The sequence below is a fragment of the Streptomyces sp. NPDC047453 genome, from assembly GCF_040643155.1.
Taxonomy (GTDB): Bacteria; Actinomycetota; Actinomycetes; order Streptomycetales; family Streptomycetaceae; genus Streptomyces.
Window position 1 is genome coordinate 1 of the sequence record NZ_JBEYTS010000089.1, and the last position, 23795, is coordinate 23795.

At 69.3% G+C, this 23795-nt stretch carries 17 protein-coding genes and 6 pseudogenes; 9 read left to right on the forward strand and 14 right to left on the reverse strand.

The genetic code is table 11. From position 1 onward, the window contains the following. Positions 1-38: 38 nt before the first annotated feature. From ABZ818_RS37765 to ABZ818_RS37775, 3 genes and pseudogenes are all read right to left on the reverse strand, one after another. Positions 39-1146: pseudogene (locus tag ABZ818_RS37765) on the reverse strand (transposase); the annotation flags it as partial. A 375-nt stretch (positions 1147-1521) separates the two neighbouring features. Next, positions 1522-1759 (reverse strand): annotated as a pseudogene (locus ABZ818_RS37770) (hypothetical protein). Between the two features lie 187 nt (positions 1760-1946). After that, a complete protein-coding gene (locus tag ABZ818_RS37775; RefSeq protein WP_361425318.1) occupies positions 1947-2147 on the reverse strand; it encodes a hypothetical protein in 201 nt (66 codons plus the stop codon). Positions 2148-2414: 267 nt separating this feature from the next. Between ABZ818_RS37775 and ABZ818_RS37780 the strand changes: the two genes are divergently transcribed. The 5 genes and pseudogenes from ABZ818_RS37780 to ABZ818_RS37800 all read left to right on the forward strand — a co-directional run. After that, positions 2415-2747, forward strand: coding sequence for a DUF6233 domain-containing protein (locus tag ABZ818_RS37780; RefSeq protein WP_361425321.1), 333 nt, complete (start codon positions 2415-2417; stop codon positions 2745-2747). Between the two features lie 421 nt (positions 2748-3168). Next, a pseudogene (locus ABZ818_RS37785) lies at positions 3169-3459 on the forward strand (hypothetical protein); the annotation flags it as partial. Positions 3460-3943: 484 nt separating this feature from the next. Beyond that, positions 3944-4777: pseudogene (locus ABZ818_RS37790) on the forward strand (transposase); the annotation flags it as partial. A gap of 181 nt (positions 4778-4958) precedes the next feature. Further along, complete coding sequence (locus ABZ818_RS37795) at positions 4959-6791, forward strand: bifunctional metallophosphatase/5'-nucleotidase (RefSeq protein ID WP_361425324.1); 1833 nt, start codon at positions 4959-4961, stop codon at positions 6789-6791. Between the two features lie 158 nt (positions 6792-6949). Then, positions 6950-7491 (forward strand): annotated as a pseudogene (locus ABZ818_RS37800) (helicase associated domain-containing protein); the annotation flags it as partial. Positions 7492-7582: 91 nt separating this feature from the next. Here ABZ818_RS37800 and ABZ818_RS37805 read toward each other — a convergent pair. From ABZ818_RS37805 to ABZ818_RS37830, 6 genes are read right to left on the reverse strand one after another with little or no spacing between them, the layout of a single operon-like run. Continuing rightward, positions 7583-9613 carry a DUF2264 domain-containing protein gene (locus ABZ818_RS37805; protein ID WP_361425328.1) on the reverse strand — a complete coding sequence of 677 codons (2031 nt, stop codon included), beginning with the start codon at positions 9611-9613 and terminating at the stop codon, positions 7583-7585. Continuing rightward, complete coding sequence (locus ABZ818_RS37810) at positions 9610-10344, reverse strand: hypothetical protein (protein ID WP_361425331.1); 735 nt, start codon at positions 10342-10344, stop codon at positions 9610-9612. Before ABZ818_RS37810 ends, ABZ818_RS37805 begins: the two co-directional genes overlap by 4 nt. Positions 10345-10351: 7 nt before the next feature. Beyond that, positions 10352-11272 (reverse strand): carbohydrate ABC transporter permease, encoded by a 921-nt coding sequence (locus ABZ818_RS37815; RefSeq protein ID WP_361425334.1) that lies wholly within the window; start codon positions 11270-11272, stop codon positions 10352-10354. Beyond that, positions 11269-12171, reverse strand: a complete 903-nt coding sequence (locus tag ABZ818_RS37820; RefSeq protein ID WP_361425337.1) for a sugar ABC transporter permease — start codon at positions 12169-12171, stop codon at positions 11269-11271. Before ABZ818_RS37820 ends, ABZ818_RS37815 begins: the two co-directional genes overlap by 4 nt. Further along, complete coding sequence (locus ABZ818_RS37825) at positions 12168-13430, reverse strand: extracellular solute-binding protein (RefSeq protein WP_361425340.1); 1263 nt, start codon at positions 13428-13430, stop codon at positions 12168-12170. The genes ABZ818_RS37820 and ABZ818_RS37825 overlap by 4 nt, the downstream gene beginning before the upstream one ends. Before the next feature lie 43 nt (positions 13431-13473). Further along, the gene (locus ABZ818_RS37830) at positions 13474-14463 is read right to left on the reverse strand and encodes a hydroxyacid dehydrogenase (RefSeq protein WP_361425364.1); all 990 of its coding nucleotides are present in this window, start codon (positions 14461-14463) and stop codon (positions 13474-13476) included. A gap of 198 nt (positions 14464-14661) precedes the next feature. Between ABZ818_RS37830 and ABZ818_RS37835 the strand changes: the two genes are divergently transcribed. The 4 genes and pseudogenes from ABZ818_RS37835 to ABZ818_RS37850 all read left to right on the forward strand — a co-directional run bounded on the left by ABZ818_RS37835 (position 14662) and on the right by ABZ818_RS37850 (position 18541). Then, positions 14662-15765: a substrate-binding domain-containing protein gene (locus ABZ818_RS37835; RefSeq protein ID WP_361425343.1), complete on the forward strand. Its 1104-nt coding sequence runs from the start codon at positions 14662-14664 to the stop codon at positions 15763-15765. 646 nt (positions 15766-16411) lie between these two features. Beyond that, positions 16412-17043: pseudogene (locus ABZ818_RS37840) on the forward strand (IS5/IS1182 family transposase); the annotation flags it as partial. Between the two features lie 434 nt (positions 17044-17477). Beyond that, positions 17478-17561, forward strand: a complete 84-nt coding sequence (locus tag ABZ818_RS37845) for a transposase (RefSeq protein ID WP_361425367.1) — start codon at positions 17478-17480, stop codon at positions 17559-17561. A gap of 545 nt (positions 17562-18106) precedes the next feature. After that, entirely contained in the window at positions 18107-18541 is a 435-nt protein-coding gene (locus tag ABZ818_RS37850; protein WP_361425346.1) for a hypothetical protein, read from the forward strand. 278 nt (positions 18542-18819) lie between these two features. Here ABZ818_RS37850 and ABZ818_RS37855 read toward each other — a convergent pair whose 3' ends face one another. The 5 genes from ABZ818_RS37855 to ABZ818_RS37875 all read right to left on the reverse strand — a co-directional run bounded on the left by ABZ818_RS37855 (position 18820) and on the right by ABZ818_RS37875 (position 23200). Next, positions 18820-19602, reverse strand: a complete 783-nt coding sequence (locus ABZ818_RS37855; RefSeq protein ID WP_361425349.1) for an ABC transporter ATP-binding protein — start codon at positions 19600-19602, stop codon at positions 18820-18822. Next, positions 19599-20606: an iron chelate uptake ABC transporter family permease subunit gene (locus tag ABZ818_RS37860; RefSeq protein WP_361425352.1), complete on the reverse strand. Its 1008-nt coding sequence runs from the start codon at positions 20604-20606 to the stop codon at positions 19599-19601. The genes ABZ818_RS37855 and ABZ818_RS37860 overlap by 4 nt, the downstream gene beginning before the upstream one ends. Before the next feature lie 35 nt (positions 20607-20641). Further along, positions 20642-21406, reverse strand: coding sequence for a class I SAM-dependent methyltransferase (locus ABZ818_RS37865; protein ID WP_361425355.1), 765 nt, complete (start codon positions 21404-21406; stop codon positions 20642-20644). Positions 21407-21440: 34 nt separating this feature from the next. After that, the gene (locus tag ABZ818_RS37870; protein ID WP_361425358.1) at positions 21441-22448 is read right to left on the reverse strand and encodes an ABC transporter substrate-binding protein; all 1008 of its coding nucleotides are present in this window, start codon (positions 22446-22448) and stop codon (positions 21441-21443) included. A gap of 197 nt (positions 22449-22645) precedes the next feature. After that, positions 22646-23200 carry a hypothetical protein gene (locus ABZ818_RS37875; protein WP_361425361.1) on the reverse strand — a complete coding sequence of 185 codons (555 nt, stop codon included), beginning with the start codon at positions 23198-23200 and terminating at the stop codon, positions 22646-22648. Positions 23201-23795: the final 595 nt, after the last annotated feature.

The following is a 23795-nucleotide window of genomic DNA, read 5'->3' on the forward strand; positions in this document are numbered from 1 at the left end:
GGGGCTGTCCGGCCGCAGGCCGGACAGCCCCTTCTTCGTCATGGGGTGGTTGGGGCGAGGTGCCAGGTGCCGCTGGTGCGGGTGAGTCCGAGGTTGATCAGTCGGCGGAGGTTGAGGGCGGCGGCGCGGTGGTGGAGCGCGATGTTGTCGGCGATCACGCCTCGGTAGCGGACGCGGCGGTGGCCGTGGGCGACGAGCCAGGCGATGGCGCGTTCGACCGGGGGCCGCCAGCGGCGGTATTCGTCCTGCCAGGCGGTGTCGGTGGCGGCCTGGTGCCGGGCGGCGGTCAGCAGTTCGTGCTGGGGGTGGACATTGACGACCCGTCCGGCCTTCGAGGTCGTGCAGCGTTCCCGCAGCGGGCAGTCGGTGCACAGCCGTTTGAACTGGGCGGTGCGGCCCCCGTTGGCCGTGGGGCGGCCCAGATTCGCGGTCTGTCCCGCCGGGCAGGTCACGGTGGCGGCGCCGGTGTCGACGTGGAAGTCGTCGATGGTGAAGCCGCCGGGGACGGCCTGCCGCAGCGGCGGTGGTTTGATCACCAGGACGTGGCCCCGGGCGTCAGCTGTTCGCGCAGGCTGCCGGTGCCGTAGGCGGAGTCGCCGAGCACGGTCAGCGTCTCGCCCTCGCTGTGGTCTTCGTCGGCCAGCAGGTCCAGCGCGACGGCGGCCTCGTGGTTGTCCGGGCCGTAGCCGCCGGTCAGCGCCACGGCGGTGAACAGTCCGGCCTCCGGCTCGAAGGACACGTGCCCGCGGTAGCCCTCCTGGTGGCGGGCGCGGTTCTTGTGGATGTGCCGGGCATCGGCATCGACGGTGGACACCGTCCGGTCGGGCACGGTGCGCCGGGCGATGCGCCAGCGTCCGTCGCGGCCGTCGGAGTCCTCGGCCGGCTCCACGTCCTGGCCGGCGACCAGGGCGAGCAGGCCCACCGCGTTCGCGGCCCGCTCGCCCAGCTCGCGCTCGGGCAGCCGGCCGAGCAGGTTGAGTGCGTCGGACACCAGCGCGTCGACCAGCGCGGCGCGGGCGGCCTCGTCATTCCAGGCGATCTTGGGTTTGCCGGGGTCGGTGTAGTCGTGCGCGGTGCACCACCGGCCGGCGATCTCGCCGGCGCCCGGGACCTCGCGGATCACCCGGCGGATCGCGGGCGCAGCTGGGCGGCGCCGGCCGGAACCGGCAGGCCAGCGTCTCCCCTCCCGCCTGGCGTCGCCACGCTACCGGCGGCGCGGCGGCCCCGGCCGACGCGCAACTGGCTGAGCGCGCCTCGATCCCCGGCCGCGTCCGCGCCGCCCACCCCGCCCATCCCTTCTCCCTCAACTCCAGCCAGGGACTGGGCAAAAGCGGCCGCAACGGGAATGTCAGAGGCCCGACCAGGCCAAAGCCGCGTGGTGATCTGCACAGATGCGGAACCGGTTCTTCGGGTCGCGCAACAGGAGACGCAACATAAGCCGCGACAGATAGCGCAATCGTAGGCGCAACCCATGCCGCAAAGCGGTGCTCCTGGCCGACCGAGGGCACCCAGCGGGACCCGTCATGCGGCCCGGACAGCTCCCCGGGTGCGGGCCAACTGCCGCAGCTCGGTGCGCGCCGCCGACGCCGACGGGACGGTCTCCCAGTAGGGATGCCACCACAGACGTACGGACAGGCTCAGCAGGCGGCGGCGCAGAGCCGTGGTGTCGCGGGGGGCGAGGCGCGGCGAGCGCGGCGTAGGTGGCGTTCCAAGCGTGCTGGGCCTGCACCAGGTCGTCGGGGAAGTCGGTGGAGTCCATACCGGCATTAGACGCGTGTCACCAACGTCCCGGGACAGCACAGCTAGGGCCAGGGCGTGGGCCGGGCGTGCTGGAGTTGCCTGGACCTCGCGCTCGCTCTCGCTGAAGGCCGGCGGCGCGACATCGGTCAGTGAAAGCCCTGACACCGCCGAGGGCCAGCACGACGACCCGTGTCGTACGTCGACGATCAGGCCTCGTCCGGCCACGTCGTCACCGTCTGGCCCTGCCCCTCATCGATGAGGGTGATGCGGGCGCCGGGCATAGTGCCGTACTCCCCCACCCATGACGAGAACTTGCGGCGAGCGGTCGCCTCACTCCCCCACCAGCCCTGCATCACCAGACGGCCGGCCGCCGTCACGGTCAGATAGAAACGCTGAGAGTCATCCACGGCAGCCGCCCTCGTCGTCGATCACAACGGTCAGCTGCACCCCGGCCTCGGCTGCGGCAGCACACAGGTCAGCGATGATCTCGACCACCGTGCCCGGCACTGGGACGGCTGCAGGTCGATGGTGGCAAGGTGGCAGGGGACGGGGCCGGGGCCAGACTGGCGGGATCCACGGCAAGGTGGTGCAGCACGTCGCTGATCGCCATGGATACTCCTTCCTCTCTGGCCCCCTGGATTGCAGTCTTCCACCCCAACCATAGAATCGAACATGTGAACGATCCGCCGCCTGACCTGCCCCGTCTCCGCATCCTGGAGACGTGGCTCGTCCTCACCCTCGACCGGGTACGGCAGCAGATCGCCACAGCCGAGCGCCGCGAGCAGGAGCGCCAGCGCGGCGAGCAGGCCCGGCCGGCCGCACCCGACTGGATCCTCGAAGGCGGCCTGAACCATGACTCACCGCCTGTCGCCGTCGGCGGCTGCCATATGGCAGGCAAACGCTGGAAAGGCGTACCCCGGGACGTTGCCTTGCAAGCTCTGAGCGAAGGCATCGAGGCCTGCGGGCACTGCCGGCCGGACGCTGAACTCGGCTACTTGGATGGCTAGTAGCGTGTCGCTGCTTAGCTCTGGGTTGTTTGGTCGGGAGGCTGGTGTGTGGCAGATTCCCCTTCCGTTCTGCCGGACAGGGCTGGTGCGATGGGTTCGCAGAAGAAGAGGCCGGTGGTGCTGACCGCGGCTGATCGTGAAGAGTTGGTTCGGTTGACCACGACGGGGGTCCATCCGGCCTCGGTGATCAGGCGGGCGCGGGTGCTGCTCGCGCTCGACACCTCTGCAGGCCCACCATGTAGGACAGCTCGCCCTGTACCGCTTCCAGCGCGAAGGCGGCCCGGCGCTGTCCCGCCTTCGTCATCGCGGCGATCGCCTGCCTGGTCACCATCGGGGCCGGCACCATCAGCAGACCTGCTACGAAGGCAGCGGCCAGCAGGGTCGTGTACGGCAGTACCGCGATGCTCAGCCAACACGCGACCTGAACCACGACGGTGATCAGCAGCACGATACGCGCGCCCCGCCGGTCGATCATGCGGCCCAGCAGCGGACCGCCCAGCGCCAGACCGGTGGTCATGGCCGCCGCGGCTCCTCCCGCTGCCGCGTAGCTCATGTCCAGGCCCAGAACGACGTACATCGTCAGCGCCATCCCGGAGGCCGTGATCGCGGTGCGGGCAGCGAGGCCGTCATTCCCGACGCCCTCATGTTCTACCGGCGCGGCCGTGATGGCGGCGAGGGGGCGATGCTGCGGGCATTCGTCGAGGTCGACCGGGCCACCATGGGCCCCGAACACCTGGCCGCGAAACTCACCGCCTACGCCCGCCTCTACGACTACGTGCCCGCGCCTGCGCCCGGCCGGCGGCACCGACAGGCCGGCCAGGAACCAGTGCAGGAGGAGTGGAGGCGGCACTACCCGCTCTTCCCGCGGCTGCTGTTCGTCCTGGACGGCACCGGACCCGCCGGCATTGAGACGCGTATCAGGCTCTGCGCGCGGACGCCGCGGACCTGGCACTGGCTGGCTTCCTGTGCAACGTCCCCGTGCTGGTGGCGCCGCTGGTCGAGCTACTGCAGGGCGGCCCTGCCGAGCCCGTGTGGCACCCCGTCCGGGACCCCGGCAGCACCGTCAGCTGGAGCCACTTCCCGGGCTGGACACGCCCCATGCAGCCCCTGCCCACCGCGGTGCAGCGGTTGCGCACCACCCCGACCACAGGCCCGACCACAGCTGGTCGGAGCGTTGGGCGGCCAGTTGAGCCCAGAGGTGGCACCTTTGGCGCAATCTCTGCGACAAGGTCCAGCTCGAGGTTCGCGCACACGTCGGATGTTGGGCCACCATCAACCCGCCCCGCCCCGGCGGAGTACGCGAGCAGACTACCCGCGAACGCTGGAACAAGATCCATGATCTCCTCGGCCAGGGCGTCGGCCTGCTCGACTGCTCCCGCCGCCTGGGCGTGGCCCTGAACACCGTCAAACGCTACGCCCGCATGCCTGAACCCCAGGTGCTGCGAATCGCCCCCACCTACCGGCCCACCCTCGTCGACCCCTACCGGGATCATCTGCGCGCCCGTCGCGCGGCCGATCCCGCAGTCCCTGTCACCCACCTGCTGCAGGAGATTCGGGAGTTGGGCTATACGGGCAGCGCCAACCTGTTGGTCCGCTATCTCAACCAGGGCCGCGCTGAAGGCGACCGCCCCGTCACTACCCCACGTCACGCCAGCCGCCTGATGCTCACCGACCCCGAAAACCTGCGACCGAAGGGAACGGCCCTGCTGGACAAGATCGCCGTGGCCTGCCCGGAGATGACCGCACTCGCCGATCTCGTCCGCGGCTTCGCCGCCCTGCTGAAACCGGCCCAGGGCAACACGTGAAACTCACCGCCTGGATCACGGCCGTCCGCGCCGTCGGCCTGCCCCACCTGCGCAGCTTCACCAACGGCCTCGAAATCGACCGGCAGGCCGTGGACGCCGGCCTCACCTTGCCCTACCACAACGGCCGCACCGAAGGCGTTCAACACCCGCACCAAGCGGATCATGAGACAGATGCATGGCCGCGCCGGATTCGACCTCCTCCGCCACCGCATCCTCCTGCCCTGACAGATACCCAGCGTCACCACCGACTACGGCCAGACCCGAAGACCGTACAGACCCTCTGCAACCAGAGATACACGCATTGGAAACCGCACTGTAATCTCCAGGGCGCCGATAGCTACGCGCGTTGACTCTAGGCTGCCCCTGGTCTGCTTACCCTGCTTCGCACCCTGAATGGGGATCTTCCTTGCCCGAAACCAGCAAAACCGGCAACCATCGCGGCAACCGCGGGCGCCGTACTCGGCTCATCTGGTCCGTCACCGCGGGCCTGGCAGCGGTGGCGATCCCGGTCGCGGCCTTCGCGAACCCGGCTGAAAAAGAAGACAAGAACGTTCGCATCGAGCAGCTGCAGCTGCTGGCGATCAACGATTTCCACGGCAACCTGGAGCCGCCGGCGGGCTCGTCCGGAACCATCAAGGAGAAGGACGCCAACGGCCAGATCGTCTCCACCCCGGCCGGCGGCGTCGAATACCTCGCCACCGCCCTGCGCGAGGCCCGCAAGGGCCACAAGAACACGATCACCGTGTCGGACGGCGACAACGTGGGCGCCAGCCCGCTGCTGTCCAGCCTCTTCCACGACGAGCCCACCATCGAGGCTCTGAACAAGGTCGGCGTCGAGGTCAGCGTCGTCGGCAACCACGAGTTCGACCATGGGCGCGCCGAGCTGCTGCGTCAGGCGAACGGCGGCTGCCACCCGGTCGACGGCTGCTACACCAAGGACCGGAAGTTCAAGGGTGCGGACTTCCCGATCCTGGCGGCCAACGTCACCGACGAGAAGACCGGCGAGACGATCCTGCCCCCGTACACGATCAAGAACGTGCACGGCATCAAGGTCGGCTTCATCGGTGTCACCCTGCACGACACCCCGAACATCGTCAGCGCCTCGGGCGTCAAGGGCATGAAGTTCGGCGACGAGGTCCAGACGATCAACAAGTACACCGCCGAGCTCAAGAAGAAGGGCGTCCGCACCATCGTCGCCCTGGTGCACGAGGGCGGCTTCCCGTCGGGCGCCACGTATGACTACGACTGCAACACGCCGACCCCCGGCGCCGCCATCACCGGTCCGATCGTGGACATCGCCAAGAAGGTGGACCCCGAGGTCGACGCGGTCCTCACCGGTCACACCCACAACGCCTACAACTGCACGGTCATGGACCCGGCCGGCCAGCCCCGGCTGGTGACCAGCGCCGCCTCCTTCGGCCGTCTCTACACCGAGATCAACCTGCCGATCGACATGGAGACGGGCGACGTCGTCCGCAGCCAGATGACCGCCGCCAACCACGTCGTCCGCCGGACCGTGGCCAAGGCGCAGGACATGACCGACCTGCTCACGTCCTACCAGAAGCTGGCCGCGCCCATCGCCGGCCGCACCGTCGGTCACATCTCCGCCGACATCAACGGTGCCGGCAGCAGCGCCTTCGAGAAGCCGCTGGGCAACGTGATCGCCGACGCGCAACTGGAGGCTCTGGCCCCGGCCGACAAGGGCGGCGCCGAGATCGCCTTCATGAACCCCGGCGGCATCCGCACCGACCTCGCCTACAAGGCGTCCGGCTCGGAGGGCGACGGCGTGGTGACCTACGCCGAGGCCTTCGCCGTGCAGCCGTTCACCAACATGATGAACGTGCTCGACCTGACCGGTGCGCAGATCATCGATGTCCTGAAGCAGCAGGTCAGTGGGTCCAACGAGGTCGCGCCGAAGATCCTCCAGGTCTCGAAGGGCTTCACCTACAACCTGGACCTGACCAAGACCGGAGCTGACCGCATCGTCGTCGACTCCGTCAAGCTGAACGGTCAGTCGCTCGACCCGGCCAAGACCTACCGGGTCGCCATGAACGAGTTCCTGGCGGGTGGCGGCGACGGCTTCCCGGCCTTCACCGGTGGTACCAACAAGCTGGTGGGCCCGTCCGACCTGGACGTCTTCAGCGCCTACCTGACCGCGCACTCTTCGGTGGAAGCCCCGCTGGCCCCGCCGGCGCAGGACCGGATCAAGATCATCGGTTCGGGCGAGGACGTCCTCTGACGTCTGACAGAGTCGATGACCGCAGCGGGTGGGGTGCCCAGGCACCCCGCCCGCTGTCGTGTGCTGAGCTTGACCGAGCGATCCAAGACCCCGACTGGACGCGGGACTTTGTTGAAAAGGTCCAGGACACCGAGGAGGAGTCCGCACCTGCGCCGGCCGCGGACGAACGCTTCCAGGAGAACCTGGCGGCGGCGCGGATGTACTTCGAGGAGCACTGGACGCTGTGCGCGCCCGGGACGCGTCGGCGATGGACAAGCCGGTGGGGCAGTGGCTGTCCAACCTGCGCCGCCCAGGTGCGCTGGCCGAACCCCCGGAGTGGGAGGCCGCGCTCCAGGCGGTCGATGAGGACTGGAACCCGTCGTGGCCGGCGGAGTGGCAGCGGCACTTCGCCGCGCTGCGCGAGCAGGTGCGCGACGAAGAGGGCCAGGCGGAGGTCCTGCCCGGGTTCACCGTGCACGGGATGGACATCGGGAAATGGCTGGCCAAGCAGCGCAAGCCCGAGGTCTGGGCGGCCCTTGCCGCGGGACAGCGCGAGCGCCTGGAGGCCGTCGGCGTCGTCCCGCTGGCCCCGGAGCCGGAAACGCCCACGAAGCCGTCCACGGCAGCGGTGAGCACCTTCGAGCGGGGCGTGGCAGCCCTGGCGCAATACAAGGCCCGCACCGGCTCCTTGACGGTCCCTCGGGCCCACGTCGAACGGCTCGGCCCTCCAGGGGTCTGGAGTCGTCGTAGGGGATTGAGGCCGACTGATCCGCTGACCGGATCGCCCCGCGGATGCGGGGCGATCCGGTCAGTCACACGGTCGCCATGGGCGTGGCGGGCAGCGCGATCTCGGTGCGCAGGTCGTCCGGCCAAGTGAGCGTGACGAGTTGGCCACCATCGGTGGACGGTTGCACGGTCAGTGTGGGGTCGGCGTCATCCGGGGATCCCCGGCCCAGGAGCACGACGGCAGCGAGCACCTCGCCGTACGGCACGTCTCCGTCCGTGGCGAGCCAGGGGATCGCCGTCCAGGAACCGAGGGGACTGGTGTCCTGCTCGGTCGTGATCCCGGCGTGGTCGAATCCGCGCAGGGCGCGCAGGTGCGAGCGCAGCGACGCGGTTCGGGCCTCGGCGGATGGGCCCGGTTCGCCGGAGGTGACCTGCGCGGGGGTGACCTGTGTGCCTGGCTGGGTGTCGGCTGCCACTGGCCAGCCGCCCAGGCGGACAGTACGCCAGGACGGTCTCACCTCGGTTGCCGCCGGCGTGTCGACCCGGGCGAGGCGGATCTCCACCCCGTCGCGCAGCACCGAGGCGACGGTGACCACCGGCCCCGGGGTCACCGGCCCCCGTCGGCCGGAGCCGTAGTCGGGGGAGTCGTCGGCGTCGGTGTCGACCCAGTGCACCGGTCCGCGGGAGGCTGCGGCCAGTACGCCGCCCGGCAGTTCACGGGCGAACAGCTGCTTGAATCCAGAGCGGTGGGAGGCCTGGCCGGCGTCGTCCAGCAGTACGACGGCGTTGTCGGTCGGTGAGGCTACAGCTTCCGCGGTCAGTGGGGGGATCGTGGCAGTGGAGTAGCCGAGCCGCGCGTACGGGGGCGAGTCCGCACTGATGTCGCCGGGGCGGGCGTGGTCGGTGCCGTGGTTGAGGACCATGGCGATTCCGTCGCGGCGGCGTGCGGAGAGCAGCCAGCCGGGAGCGGTGAGCACGCGCTCCGTGTCGGCGGTCTCGATGGGCAGCGGGAGTTCCGTGTCCGTCCATACCGCGTGGTCAGCGGGCAGCATCAGTCCGAGCATTCCCTTGGACGCCCAGTACGGCGAGCCGGAGCCGGAGTAGGACTGGCGTATCGCCGGCCAGGTGTGGTGCCAGCCCAGCGTCAGCAGTCCTTGCCGGTCGGGGGCGCCGCGGTCGGTGAAGTGCCGGACGATGCCGCCAGTCACGCGGCGTACCAGGCCAGGCGGTTGCCCGCCGGCTCCGGTGACCGCGCCGACCCAGAACGGCGCGGCGGCGGCGAACCGATAGGTGAGGCTGCGGCCCTGCAGCAGCGGGGAGCCGTCCGCGCCCACCAGGCGCACCGCGTCGTCGAGGTAGTCCCGCAGGTCCGCGGCCCAGGTCTCGCGCAGCTCCGGAGAGCAGAGCGAGCCGGTGACGTCGAACAGGTGGGTCCACAGCAGCGGGTAGAGGTGCAGGGCCCAGCCGGTGTAGTGGTCGTAGGAACGTTCTTCGCCGTCGCTGAGCCAGCCGCCGGGCCTGCGCATCGAGGCGTGGAAGTCGAGATCCTCCTCGATGTCGTGGGCCGACCATGGGCCACCCACCTCGCGCAGGAAGGACTCGACGACGATCCTGAACCAGACCCAGTTGTTGCGCGGGTAGGCCTGTCCGAGGACGGTCGCCAGCCAGTCGACGGTCCGCTCGCGTACCCCGTCGTCGAGTTGGTCCCACAGCCAGGGCCGGGTCAGTTGCAGCACCAGAGCTATCGACGCGGCCTCGACCTTGGCCTGCCCGAGTTCGTTCGGGCGCGGCCAGGCCTCCGGTGAACGGGGGTCGGTGCCCGCCGCCAGGCCGCGTGCGTACTGGTCCAGCAGTCCGCCGAGGTCGGCGCCTTTCTCCCCTGCGATCCGGAAGCCGGCCAGCAGGAAGGTGCGGGCGAAGCCCTCCAGGCCGTCGGAGTCGGTGCCGTACATGCTGGTGGGGCCCGGCAGGGCGACGCGGGCAGCGGCCGGGGAGCGATACGGCTCGAGAGCGGCGAGCATCCGGTCCGCGAGAGCGGTCCAGTGGTCGCGGGTCCACCCGGTGTATGGGGAGAGGACCCGGTCCTCTGGGACGGTCGTGCCGGGGTGGATGGTCATGCCTGGGCTCCCACAGGATCTCGATGGGCGTGGCTGACTGCGAGGTCGGCGGTCGGTGCCACCGTCGTGAGCATCGTGCGGCTGTTGCGCCAGACGACGAAGAGCGTGCAGCCCGGCAGTACGGCAAGCCCGAGCAGGGGCGCCTGGTTGACGAGCACGAGGGTGATGCCGAGCAGCCCGAGGTTCAGCAGGGCGAGCCACCAGCGGCGCACCGACGCGTAGGACGCGGTCAGCAGCGTGCGTGGGGAGTGCCGCGGGTCGTCCGCGACCGCGGCCATCGCTACGACGCCGGAGCTCGCGGCGACGAGTGCGACGACGACCAGCAGCGGTACCAGCGCCGGCCCGGGCGCGGTATTCCGGAGGACGACCACGTCGGTGGCCGCCACGGCGACCAGCAGTTCCCACAGCGCCCAGCCGAGCAGCGCCGGGGCGAACAGGCGCCTGTAGCCACGGAACAGGTCGGCCGTTGATGCCCGGTCGTCCTCGGTGGCCCGGCGCAGGTAGTGGAAGGCGGCGGCGAGGGAAGGGCCGAGGCCGAGGGACAGCAGCCCGAAGAAGACCGGATACTGCCACGGCCGGTGCACCACGCCCAGGGCCAGCAGCAGCGGCGCGTTCGTCACCGCCATGCCCAAGTTGACGACCAGGACCCGGTGGACGTGCGACCAGAGCAGTTCCCAGGACCCGTGGTCCAGGTTGAGCCTGAGGCGGCGGTCGGTGACGGGGGTGTTCATCGCGGCCTCATTTCATTCCGCTGGTGGCGATGCCCTGGACGAAGTAGCGCTGTCCGAGCAGGAAGAGGATCAGGATCGGCAGCACCGACAACACCGAACCCGTCATGATCATGGCGTACTGGGAGTCGTAGATGCCGACGAATTGCCGCAGTCCGATCTGTACCGTCCACAGCTCGTTGTCGGTCAGGTAGATGAACGGCCCCATGTAGTCGTTCCAAGTGTTGACGAAGGTCAAGAGTGCGAGGCTGGCCAGCGCTGGCTTGGACAGGGGCAGCACGATCCGTGCCCAGATGCCGTACTCGCTGAGTCCGTCCAGTCGCGCCGCCTCGCTGATCTCGTCCGGGATCGTCAGGTAGTACTGGCGCATCAGGAACACCCCGAACGCGCCGAACGCCTGCAGCAGGATCAGCGAGAGGTGCGTGTTCACCAGTCCCAGGCGCTCCATGATGATGTACTGCGGCACCATGTAGGCCTGCCACGGCACCGCGATGGTGCTGACGTAGGCGAGGAACAGGGCATCGCGTCCGGGGAAGCGGGCCTTGGCGAAGCCGTAGGCTGCGAAGCTCCCGGTCAGAACCTGCAGCCCGGTGATGGTGACACTGAGGAACAGCGAGTTCCCCAGGTAGGTGAGCAGCGGGATCCGGGTCCAGATGTGGGTGAAGTTGTCCCAGTGGAACTCCTGGGGGATCCACTGGATCGGGACCGTGAGCACCTCGTTGTCGCGCTTGACCGAGGAGACCAGCATCCAGGCGAAGGGCACCAGGATCGCGGCCGACAGCGCGATCAGCGCCGCGTAGAGCAGGGCGCGGCCCAGGAGTCGCGCCGTCCGGCGACGGACGGCGGGACCCGACCGGCCCGACCCGCCACCACCGAGTGGACGTGGTACCCCGCCCGTTGTGCTGTCCTGTGGCAGCACGCTCGTGTTCATCGCTCGTTCCTCCGCTGGAACCGGAACTGGACTATGGTGATCGTCAGCACGATGACGAAGAGCACCAGGGAAATCGCCGAAGAGTAGCCGAAGCGCCCCTGCTTGATCCCCTCCCGGAAGATCACCTGGGACAGCACCAGGGTCGACCGGCCGGGGCCTCCCTCGGTCATGATCTGCACCAGGTCGAAAACCTTGAAGCTGGAGATCGTCAGCATGACCAGGATGAAGAAGGTGGTGGGCCGCAGCGACGGGACGGTGATGTGCCAGAACCGCTGCCAGGGGCCGGCCCCGTCCACCCGTGCCGCCTCGTACAGCTCCGCCGGGATCGCCTGAAGTCCGGCGAGGTAGAGGACCATGTAGTAGCCCATGTCCCGCCACACACTGGTGATGATGACTGCGGGCATCGCCCAGTCGGTGGAGGTGGTCCACCCCGGCGGATGGCCGACACCCACGGCCCGCAGCAGCTGGTTCACCGGCCCCAGGTCGGGACTGAAGAGCATGTTCCACACCACCGCCACCGCGACCAGCGAGGTGATGTACGGGAAGAAGAACGCCGTGCGTAGGAACCCGACGCCGCGGAGTTTCTGGTTGAGCAGCACGGCCAGGCCGAGGGACGCCGCCAGCGTGAGCGGGATGTGGCCGACGGCGTACCACGCGGTGTTGCTCAGTGCGACCCAGAAGGTGTCGCTGCCGAACATCCTGCGGAAGTTCTCGAGTCCGACCCATTCCGGTGTGGCGTACGAGTTCCAGTTCGTGAACGCCAGCAGCAGCGTCGCGAGCACCGGTATCAGGGTCAGGGCAGCGAAACCGAGGAAGTTCGGGAGGATGAAACTCCAGCCGACCAGTGTGGTGCGCCGACTTCGCCGCTTGGCGGCTGCCGCGCCGGATTCCGGGCTCATCCGACTTCGGACTTCACTCGGGAGTTCATCTCCTTGATGCCCTGGTCGAGCGACTTCTCACCGGTCATCACGAGCTCGTGCTCCTCGGTGAGGATGGTGTCGACGTCAGAGGACTTCTCGCTGATCGGCATCTCCAGCTTCACGGTGTCCGGGCGCATGGCCTTCTTGGTGAGATCGTCGGTCGGCATCCCCTGGGCGGAGAAGTACGTGTTCATGATGGCCTCGTCGGTGTAGGACGGGGTGATGCCGATCTTGGCGACCGCGGCGGCGCCCTCGGGGCCGGACGCGAACGTCAGGAACTTCCTGGCCGCGTCGGAGTTCTTCGCCTTCTTGTTGATGGCGAAGGCGGTCGGTGCACCGAAGGTGGTCGCCTTGCCGTCGGCGGTGATCTGCGGCAGGGGCGCCATGCCCCAGTCGTCCTTGAAGGTGCCCGCGGCCTTCTCCTGCAGCAGGACCGCGGCGAACCAGGTGCCCATCGGCATCATCGCGGTCTTGTCGGTTGTGAACATCGTCTTGTAGGTGACCTTCTGGCTGTTCGCCGTGGCCCACGGCATGGTCGCCCCGGACTTCTGCAGGTCGAGGGTCATCGTGTACTGGTCCTTGAAGAACCCGTAGTCACCTCCCAGCAGGTCACCACCGGTCTGCGCCGCCGCGATCGCCTGGACGAGCGAGCGCCAGGTGTGGTGGTAGGTGCCGTAGACCTTCGACGCGCCGTTGCCCTTCGTCTGCCGCTTCGCCAGCGCGGCGTAGTCGGACCAGGTCAGCTTGGACAGATCCGCGGCGCTGTCCTTGAGCAACGCCTTGTTGTAGTAGAGGACGTAGAAGTCCTGCCGGTACGGCAGTGCGTAGTACTCGCCGTTCATGTCGTAGGCGTCGAGCCCGCCGTAGTTCGCCTTGTCGAGCTTGCCGACCTCGTCGGTGACCGACTGCAGCTGGCCCCGCGTACCGAAGCGGGCGTAGTCCGTGAGGGTCTTCATCGTCAGCACGTCGGTGGTGTCGCCACCGGCCAGCATCGTGGTGACCTTCTCCGAGTAGTCGTCGGAGAGGATGTCGACCGGGCGGACCTCGATGTCGGGGTACTTCGCCTTGAACCCGTCGATCAGCGCCTTGAACTCGGGTGTCTGGTCGTAGTTCCACAGGGCGATCCTGAGCACCTTCTTGCCGTCGGCGGTGGTGTCGGAACTGCCACCGCTGCTGCACCCGGCGGTGAGCAGAGCCAGCGCGATGGCTGCCGTCAGGACCTTGGCGGATCTTCTCATGGTGCGTATCTCCTTCGGTGTTCGTCGAATGGAAGACATCGGCTCAGGCACTCAGTCCGAGGGCCCAGGACTCCGCGGTGACCTCTCCCCGCAGCGGCTGCCGCTGGAGCCACCGGGCCAGCTCGTCGATGGTGTGGTCGGTGAGGCGCCCGATCTCCGAACCGAGCGACCCTGCCACATGCGGGGTGACCATCACCTGAGCCAGTCGCCGCAGCGGTGAACTCGCGGGCAGCGGCTCGGGGTCGGTCACGTCGAGGATGGCGAAGAGGCGACCGGACGCGCACTCGGCGGCGAGTGCGTCGGAGTCGACCAGGCTGCCGCGCGCCGTGTTGATGACCGTCACATGGTCCGGAAGCAGACGCAGTTGCTCGGCACCGATGAGGTGCCGGGTCTCCTGCAGCTCGGGAGCGTGCAGGGACAATACGTCGACTCTGGGCAGCAGGTCCACCAACTCGACGAGGGTCGCGCCGGCCGCGGCGACCTCCGCCGGATCGGCGTGCGGATCCGCGACCAGACAGGTGGTGTCGTCGAGAACCTTGAGGAGTTCGACCACCTTGCGGCCGATTCGGGAGAACCCGACGATGCCGACGGTCTGCGCGAAGTTCGACAGGTCCCCGTAGCCCGTCACCCTGCCCCACCCCTCGTACGCGAGGCGCTCGTCGGCGGCGAGAAAGGGAACCTTCTTGCCGGCGAAGATGATGGCCGCCAATGTGTACTCGGCCACCGGAATGGCGTTGGTGTCGGCTGCGCTGGTGACCCGGATCCCCCGCCGCCACACGTCGTCTCCCACCAGGCCCCGCACACTGCCGGCGCAGTGCAGCACCGCGCGCAGCGCGGGCGCCGCGTCGAGCCGCTCCGGTGTCAGCCGGGGCGCCCCCCAGGACGTCAGCATCACCTCGACGTCCGCCAGCCGGGCCCGTACCGCAGGTGCGTCGAGGTCGTCGGTCCAGACAGGATCACCCAGCGTCACCAGGTCCGCCAGCCGCGCGAGACGGGCAGCGTCGAAGTGCGCTTCGAAGCTCTCCCTGCTCATCACGACCAGTGCGTATGGCTTCGTCTGCTTCAAGCGTCGAGTCCTTCCCTCGGCCGGTCTCACACCGGCGCTGGCGAGCGCGTCTTGCCGGTCGCGTGGGGAAAGAGATAGTGCTGATGAGCACAGACCCGCTACGGCTCGTACATGAACGAAGCAACTCGTTCAGAGTCGAACACATAGGATAGGGAGGGTGGACCGATGGCCGGTGACCGGCTCTTCGCTCTGCAACGCAGGGAGCGGCTCATGGACGAACTACGCCGGCACGGCGCCGTCCGGGTCCGCGAGCTGGCCCAAATGCTCGAGGTCAGTGAGCTGACGGTGCGGCGCGACATCACCACACTCGCCGGCCGCGGCCTGCTCACCAAGGTGCACGGCGGCGCCACCCTCCCCACCGAAACCGACTCGGCTCCCCAGCGCCGGACGCGCCCCGGATCCACGCCGTTCACCATCGGCATGGTCGTTCCCTCGCTGGACTACTACTGGCCGGCCATCGTGACCGGCGCCCGGGCGGCCGCAGTCGCGCTCGGCGTCCAGATCCAGCTGCGCGGGTCGAGCTATGATCGGGCCGAGGACCGTCGGCAGATCAGCCGACTGATCGAGGCCAAGCAGGTGCAGGGACTGCTGCTGGCGCCCAGCCTGGAGGCCGACGGTGCCGACGAGATGATCGACTGGATCGGCAAGCTGCCGGTGCCGACCATCCTCGTGGAACGGCAGACATCGCCCTGGACCCCGACGCCGCGCCAACTCGAATGGGTACGCAGCGACCACGCGCTGGGCCTGGAGACGGCGGTGCGTCATCTGCACGAACACGGCCACCGCCGGATCGGGTTGGTACTCGCGAACGGCAGCCCCACCTCGACGCACCTCGCCCAGGGCTGGCTGCGGGCCTGCGCGGAACTCGATCTGCCCGGCAAGTTCGTGGTCCGCGAAAGCGTGGCCCTCGATATACCCGGCCACCGGCAGATCATCGAGGAGATCCTGCTCCGCTGCCGCCGGTCCCGGACCACCGCGCTCATCGTGCACAGCGACCAGGACGCGATGTCCGTCGCCCAGTACGCCGCCGAACAGGGCATCGCGATCCCAGATGACATGGCCCTCGTCAGCTACGACGACGAGGTGGCCCAGCTCGCCGAGCCGGCGATGACAGCGGTCCGCCCGCCCAAGTCCCGGGTGGGCCGGGTCGCCGTGGAGATGATGGTCTCAAGGCTGCTGGAGGGCAAGCGCCGCCCGGCGCAGCGTGTCCTCGTCCTGCCGGAACTGATCATCCGCAACTCCTCGATCAAGACGGGGACCGGCCGGTGACCGGGACGGCTGAGGCCGGCTCCGGTGGAGGCCGAACCGCCTGAACGGACCTCAACTCCGTGGCTATGCCTGGTTTTACGCCACGGCGCACGCGATGGGCACCGCAGTCGTCCCGACGGGGCGCGTACATGCCGGGCATGCGTCCCTCGATGAAGGCCTCGGCTTGACGTGCCGCCCGCGAGTGCTCAGTCCCGCAACGGCGGCAGGTGTCAGCGCGGCGGTCGGCGCAGCAGCTAGGCGGCGCCGGCCGGGACCGGCCGGAACCGGCAGGCCAGTGCCTCCCTCCCGCCTGGCGTCGACACGCTACCGGCGGCGCGCGGGCCCCGACCGACGCGCAAGCGGCTGAGCGCGCCGATCCCGGCCGCGTCCGCGCCGCCCATCCCGCCCATCCCTTCTCCCTCAACTCCAGCCAGGGACTGGGCGAAAGCGGCCGCAACGGGGATGTCAGAGGCCCGACCACGCCGAAACCGCGTGGTGACCTGCACAGATGCGGAACCGGTTCTTCGGGCCGCGCAACAGGAGACGCAACATAAGAGCGTCCGGCAGTAGGTGCGCTGAGGCTGCCGAGAGGGCCTCGGATGCAGAAGCAGGCACGTAACTCAAGTGATCATGGAGTTCTCTACGCTCAGTGATCACCGGAGGGCTCGTGCCTGCCCTGCCATCATGCCTGCTCGAACCCCTGTGGGACCAGTTCGCGGCGCTGCTGCCCGAGCATGTGGACACCCACCCGCTGGGCTGCCACAACCCACGCATCCCCGACCGGATCATCTTCGAGCACGTGATCAACCGCCCTGGTCCACGGCTCGGGCTACGAACGGATCGCCAGCCCCGGCTGTTTCGACCGCACCGTCAGACGACGTGTCAAACACTGGGCCGAGCTGGGGATATCTGAGCAGCTGCACGCCCTGGCGCTGGAGGCGTACGACCGCATGATCGGCCTCGCCCTTGGCGAGCTGTCCGTGGACGGCTGCATCACCAAGGCTCCCTGCGGCGGCGAGGCGGCCGGACGTTCCCCGGTGGACCGGGGCAAGCAGGGTTTGAAGCGCTCGGTGGCCTCCGAGGCCCGCGGCGTGCCGCTCGGCCTCGTCTCCTCCGGAACGAACCGCACGACTCGCCCCTGCTGGTGCCGACCCTGGAGCTGCAAAGGCCCAGGTCGGCCCGCTGCCGGAGCAGGTCAACATCAACCTTGACCGCGGATACGACAGCGGCAAGACCCGTTCCGCCCTGGCTGAGCTCGGCTTCACCGGCGAGATCGCCCGCAAGGGCCTGCCCGCCCCATCCGCCGACCCGGCCGACCCTCGTGCGGGCTTGCCCCAAGGCCGGCGCCTTGCGGCCCCGCGCGGTCAACTCCAGCCGCCCACCGGCCAGCTCCAAGAGACCGCCGGCTTGAAGCAGCTGCCGGGCGATGATGGCCGCACTGATGGCCGGGGAACGCTCCCCCAAGACGCTCGCCCAGCTGGCCCGCTCTCGGATGCGCGGCAAGATCGCAGCGCTGGAGGAGGCGTTCACCGGGCACTTCACCAACCACCACGCGTTCCTGCTGGGCAAGATGCTGGAGCGGATCGATGCCATCGACGCCGACATCACCGAACTCGATGCGAAGATCGAGGAGATGATCGCCCCTTTCGTGCAGGCGGTGGAGCGGCTGGATGAGATCCCCGGGATCGGCCCGGTCGCAGCCGCGGTCATCGTCGCCGAAAATCGGGCTGGACATGTCCCGCTTCCCCACCCCCAGCCACCTGGCCTCCTGGGCCAAGTTCGCCCCCGGGGTGAAGGAGTCCGCCGGGAAGAAGTGACCAGGGCGTAGCGCATGGGGCGGTCGTGCAGCGCACTCGCCTTGTACTCCTCCGCGTAGGCGCCCATCGTGGCAGGCATCGGCAGCTCGAACGGTGCTGGCGTCGGAGCTGCCGGATTCGGTGCTGCCGCGGCGTGCGCCGGCGGCTGGGCGTCCCGCATCACGACTTGCATCATGTCGGCCTGCCACATCACCTTGTTGAGGAACGTCTCGGCGATCGCGGAGAGCGGCAGGTTCCACGGCATCCCGAACGATTTGATTTCCCAGCCGTTGGCGCGTGCACGGTCCGCAGCCGCGCTGATCCTGCCGATCGTGCTGTTGGCGGTCTCAACAACATCGCCGGTTCCGCCGCCCAGCTGGCAGGCCTGGCCCTGGGCGGTGCGACGGTGGCAGTCCTGGGCGCACGTCAGGCGCTGGTGCTGGCGGCCGGGCTGCACCTGGTGGCGGCGGCCGTAGTCCGGCTGGGCCTGCCGCGGCTGCCGGCGCCGCCCATGATCGTGGCCTACGCCGGTCAGCGTCTCTTCCCCGCCGGGGCCTACGCTGCTGATGGCCGCGCTGCCGGTGGGCATGCTGGCGGGCGACCTGGTGGTGGGCAGGCTGCTGGTCTCGCGCACCCGGGAGCGGCTGGTGGTGCCGCTGACCGCGCTGATGGGGCTGGCCGTGCTGGGCTTCGCGCTGGAACCCGGCCAAGGCGTGGCCACCGTGCTGCTGCTGGTGGCCGGCGGCACCTTCGCCTATCAACTCGGCCTGCAACGGCCGTTCCTGGAGTCACCGCCGCAGGAGCTGCACGGTCAGGCCTTCGGCCTGCTCGGCTCGGGCATCATGACGCTCCAGGGAGTGGCTCCGGTCGCGCTGGGCGCGGCAGCGGGAGCCGCGAGCATGGCCACCGGCACCGTGATGGGCCTGGCGGGGGCGCTCACCCTGGCCACCGCCGCCTGGGTGGCGACCTTCCACAGCCGCCTCCCGGCCGCCGTGGGATAAACCAAAGTCGCCAACTGGTCAGCGTCAGATCAGCATCGTCTAGGACGAAGTACCGCTCCAGCTCCGCCCGCGACAGCGCCCCGTTGAACGCCCCGTACCTGGCCGCTGTCGCAGCGGCGTCAGCGGGATGACGCCCTCTGTCTTCGGAGCGGTCCGCGGCGCCGTGTCGTACATCGTCGTCATGCCCGGCCCAACGAGCAGCGTGCGGCACCCCACGCACCCGACTCCCCCACCCCACACCCTTCCCCCGGCGGAAACCGAGCGCCGGGCTGAGGCGTTCACCGCCCGGGCAGCGGGCCCAGACGCACGTCCGGCCTGCCGTCCTGCCCCTGCGTCACGGTGGCGTGGACCCGGTAGACCTCTTCCAGGAGGCGCGGGGTGAGCACCGTGACGGGGGGACCGGCCGCGACCACCCGGCCGGCATGGAGGAGTACCAGGTGGTCGCAGTAGCGGGCGGCCAGGTCGAGTTCGTGGAGCGCCGCGACGACCGTGGCATCGGTGCGCGAGAGCATCTCCATGAGGTCGAGCCGGTGGCTGATGTCCAGGTGGTTGGTGGGTTCGTCGAGCAGCAGGGCGGGGGTCTGCTGGGCCAATGCCCGGGCGATGTTCACTCGTTGCCGTTCGCCGCCGGACAGGCTGGCCCAGGACCGGTCGGCGAGCGCCGTCACGCCCATCGTCACCATGGCCTGCCCGACCGCCTGGACGTCCTCCTCGGTAGTGGCCGAGCGTCCGCGGTGCGGGGCCCGGCCCAGCATGACGACCTCCGACACGGTCGTGTCGAGGTCGGAGACGGTCTCCTGGGCGACGAAGGCCAGTCGGCGGGCGACGTCGCGTCTTTTCAGGGCCGTGACGTCGGTTCCGTCCAGCAGGGCGTGTCCGGACGAGGGGCGGCGCAGGCCGGCGAGGAGGCGCAGCACGGTGGATTTGCCTGAGCCGTTCGGTCCGATCAGCCCGGTGAAGCGCCCCGGTGGTACGGCGAAGGTGACGCCGTCGAGGATCGCGCGGCCGCTTGCCGTCCACGCCAGGGAGCCGGCCGCGTGCGCGGTTCCGGGGCCCCTCATGGCGTGGCCGTTCGCCTGCGCAGCAGCGCCGCGAAGGCCGGAACGCCAATGAGCGCGGTGAGCACGCCGACCGGCATCTCCCGGGCGCCGAAGGCGCTGCGGGCGGCCGTGTCCGCCCAGATCAGGAAGACCGCGCCGAGCAGGGCCGAGGACGGCAGCAGTACCCGGTGGGTCGCTCCGGCGAGCATCCGTGCCGCGTGCGGGACCAGCAGCCCGACGAAGCCGATGGCGCCGCTCGCCGCGACGAGGGCGCCGGTGACGACGGCGGTCGTCCCATACAGCAGCATCTCGGTGCGGTGCGGCGAGAAGCCCAGGGTCGAGGCGGTCTCCCGGCCGAAGGCGAGTGCGTCGAGATGGCGGGCGTACAGCAGGCAGACCAGCAGGCCCGCGGCGGTGGTGGCCGTACACACGCCCACCGAGGTCCAGTCGGCCGAGGCAAGCGAGCCGAGCAGCCAGAAGGTCACCGCCCTGGTGCGTTCGGCGTCGCCGGAGCGGACGACGACGAGGCTGGTGAGCGCGCTGAACAGCTGGGACGCGACGACGCCCGACAGCACCACCTTGGTGGCGGAGCCGAGCGAGCGGCCGAGCAGGAGCAGGACGCAGCCGAAGGCCGCCATCGCGCCGGCGAAGGCTCCCACAGGCAGGCCGAGGGCGCCGAAGCCGAGCACCAGGACCAGGACCGCTCCGGTGGACGCTCCGGCCGACACCCCGAGGAGGTAGGGGTCGGCCAGCGGGTTGCGGGTCACGGCTTGGAGGACCGTGCCGCACACCGCGAGTCCCGCCCCCACCAGCGCGGCCAGCAGGACGCGCGGCAGCCTCAGGTTCCACACGATGCTGTCGCGCAGCGGCGGCAGAGCCTCCCACGGCGCTCCGAGATGGGCGCCGATGGTGCGGGCTACGTCCAGCGGCGGTATGTCGGCACTGCCCGTACCGACGGCGACGAGCACGGACAGCGGCAGCAGAGCACTGCAGCAGACGAGGACGAACATGCTCCGCGAGAGCACGCCCCGTCGAACGCCTGCCCTGGTGGTGGCAGTTGTCATCGGCGGGCAAAGACCACGTAGTCGTCGAGGTACTGCCAGACCGTCCCTACCTCGGCGAAGCCTGCGGTGCGCAGGGCCGACAGGTGGAAGTGGAGCGGCGACAGCGGCTGCGGCGGACGGTCCGCGAACCGCTGCTCGCGTTCGGCGGCGAGCAGGGGCATGCCAGGCTGGGCCACCGCGAGTTCGTACCAGGCGTCCCAGGTGTCGGCACCGGAGGCGAACGCCGTGCGCTGCACCTCCGCGTCGTGCCGCTCGGACAGAGCGCCCAGGGTCTCGTTCCCGGACCCGTAGCGCAGATGGTCGGCGTTGAGAAAGACCGCACCCGGCGGCAGCAGGTCGGCGAGTGCGGTGTAGACGCACAGCAGTTGGGAGGGGGAGAGCCAGTGCAAGGCCGTCGAGGAGACGACGGCGTCGATCCGCTCTCCGGCCAGCGGCTCGGCCCAGTCGGCGCGTACGAGGTCGGTGTCCACGACGGTGGCCCGGTCGCCGTACTCCGCGAGTACGTCACCGGCCAGCCGTAGCAGCACGGGGTCGTAGTCGACGGCCGTGACCCGTGCCTGGGGGAAGGCGCGCAGGACGCGGTCGGACAGGGAGCCGGGGCCGCAGGCGAGGTCGAGCACGTGGAACGACTCGGGCAGGCCGAGGCGCAGTACGTCCAGCATCGACTGGAAGCGCAACTCCCGGTGGGCGACATAGGCGGTTTGCTGGGCGTCCCAGCGCTCCAAGAGAACGCGCGGAGGCAGAGCAGCGGTGTCGGTCATGCAGATGTCCTTCGATCGGTGGAGGTGGGCGGCGTCAGCCGTAGAGCGCGGTCAGCCCCTTGCTGAGCTCCTCCGCCAGGCTGACGCTGCGGATGGAGGGGTCCATGGCCGAACCGGGCACCACGATGAAGCGGTTGTTGCGCACGGCGTCGAGCTGTGAGGTGACGGGATTGGCACGAAGGAACCGCTTCTTCGCCTCGGCGCTGTCCCCGTCGCCTCCGCGGGTCAGATCCGCCAGGACGATGACGTCCGGGTCGCGCTCGGCTATCTTCTCCCAGTTGCCCGCGGGCCACTTCTGGCGGATGTCGTCGAAGGCGTTGTCCACCCCTACCTGCTTGCTGACCGTCGAGGCGAGCCCACCGTGTCCGGCTATGTAGGGCGTGGTGGTGCCGGAGTAGTACCACATCAGCTCCGCGCCGGTGTCCTTTGGTGCCTTGCGCACCGCCCGGTCGAGCCGGACGCGCAGGTCCTTGACGGCCTTCTCCCCGCGCTGCTCGACGCCGAAGACGGCGGCGATGTCCTTGACCTCGTTGAAGATGGCGTCGAAACGCACCTCGTCGGCCGTCAATTTGGGGGATTCGCAGTCGTGGGCGGAGAGGTAGGCCGGCACGCCGAGCTTCTTCCAGCCGGCGCGGGGACCCGCCGCCTCGTCGGCGTATGCCGAGGAGAGCGTGGAGTAGAGGAAGTCCGGCTCCTTGGCGAGGACGGCCTCGTGGTTGGGGTACTGCCTCGCGAGCACCGGAACCTTCTTGTACTCCGCGGCCAGTGAGGGGAGCACGGGATCCGTCTGGTAGGAGGTGCCGACCATCCGGTCGGCCAGCCCCAGGCTGAGCATGATCTCCGTCGCGTTCTGCTCCAGGGAGATCGCCCGCTTGGGGGGAGCGGGCACCCTCGTCTGCAGGCCGCAGCTCGTCGTGATCGCGCCGGACGGCCGTGCCGCGTTCGAGGTCCCCGAGGAGGCCGTTCCGCTCGCGCCGCAGGCGACGAGGCCGGGGAGCAGCAGGCAGGCACCCAACAAGCCCTTAATGCGTATGATTTTCATATTCGAAAAAGATACTCGTGGCGAGGGGGTGCCAGACCACCCGGTGCGGCTCACCTGTGCGGATGCCATGTGTCGCGACTTCTCCGACGGCCCGTCAGGCGCCTTCTGAGATATGGGTGTTGATGGAATCGCACCTCTGTGACTGGTGTCTCCGGAGCCGGGCTGGCCGACCAGAGTGTGTGCAACATCACTCGGCTTCAGTGTGATGGTCGGCAGGCCGCGGCGGGTTGCGGGGCCAGGGTTGCGTCCTGAGGAGTGGTGCACGGGTTCGACCTGGTCCGGGGGTTTGCTCCGGCGGCATCTGCCGGCATCGCCAATCCCGTCAGATCCGCGGCTGGTACATCCCGCAGCGGGGTGAGATCGTCCTGCCACGCCTCAAGCGGGGTCTTCCCGCCCAGCGAAGCTGGCCGATGCTCGGTGTTCCACCATGCCGTCCAGGCCAGCAGCCGGCTGGTGAAGTCCTCGAAACCGAGCAGCATCTCGTCCTTCGGGCGGGAAGACCGCTTGCCGAGGCGCGGCTGGCGGGCATAACCGGGCAGTGCGGCCAAGAACATGCTTTCCACCGCGCGGTTCAGTCCCTCGACGGTGCCCTTGAGGTGGGGGGTGTAGGCGGGCAGGTCCTCCACCGTCACGTCCAGGAGATCGAACACCAGCAGCAGGGCCTGGCCATGGTCGGTCTCCCACACCTGGTTACGCCAGGGGCGCGGCCGGGCCAGGAACACATCGTGCTTGCGCGCCGCCCGCTCCCCCATGCGATAACACCCCCACGACAGCGATACCCCACGGATCTCTCACGTCCAAGACAGTGGCCCTACTCCCCTAAACCGCCACCCACCAGCATCTACACACCCAGGCCCACTGCCACTCACCCCACTGTCCCGAAACCGAGAGATCGCACGTAGCCGCTTCGGAGGCTGCGCGAGGGTCCGGGCCGGACGCAGTCGGCACGGCCCCTGTGGTGTCTCGCAGCCGCGGGTCGCTCAGGCGCCGGCCCTTCGGGCGCGGGCGGTCAGCGCGTCGCACAGGATGCTGTAAGGCGTGCCATGCGTGATCCCCGGATGTCTCACTCTTCGGGGTAGGGACTGCGCGGGCACGCACCGCATCTTGAGTGACCCCGAAGCTGAGCCGCCAAGGCTTGTGCCCCTCGGCTTCGCAGTCGGCCCATAGCCTGATCGTCTGAGCCTGTGACCTTCTGATCCCACGAGACTCATATACCGGATTCGCACACGTACACCACGCTTTGGTCATTGCGCTAGTGTGATGCGCCGGAAATCACGGGCTTAAGTCTGTAGTGTGTTGTCATGTCGCCAGGACCTCGTGCTGTTGAAGTCAGGCTGTCCGATGGGG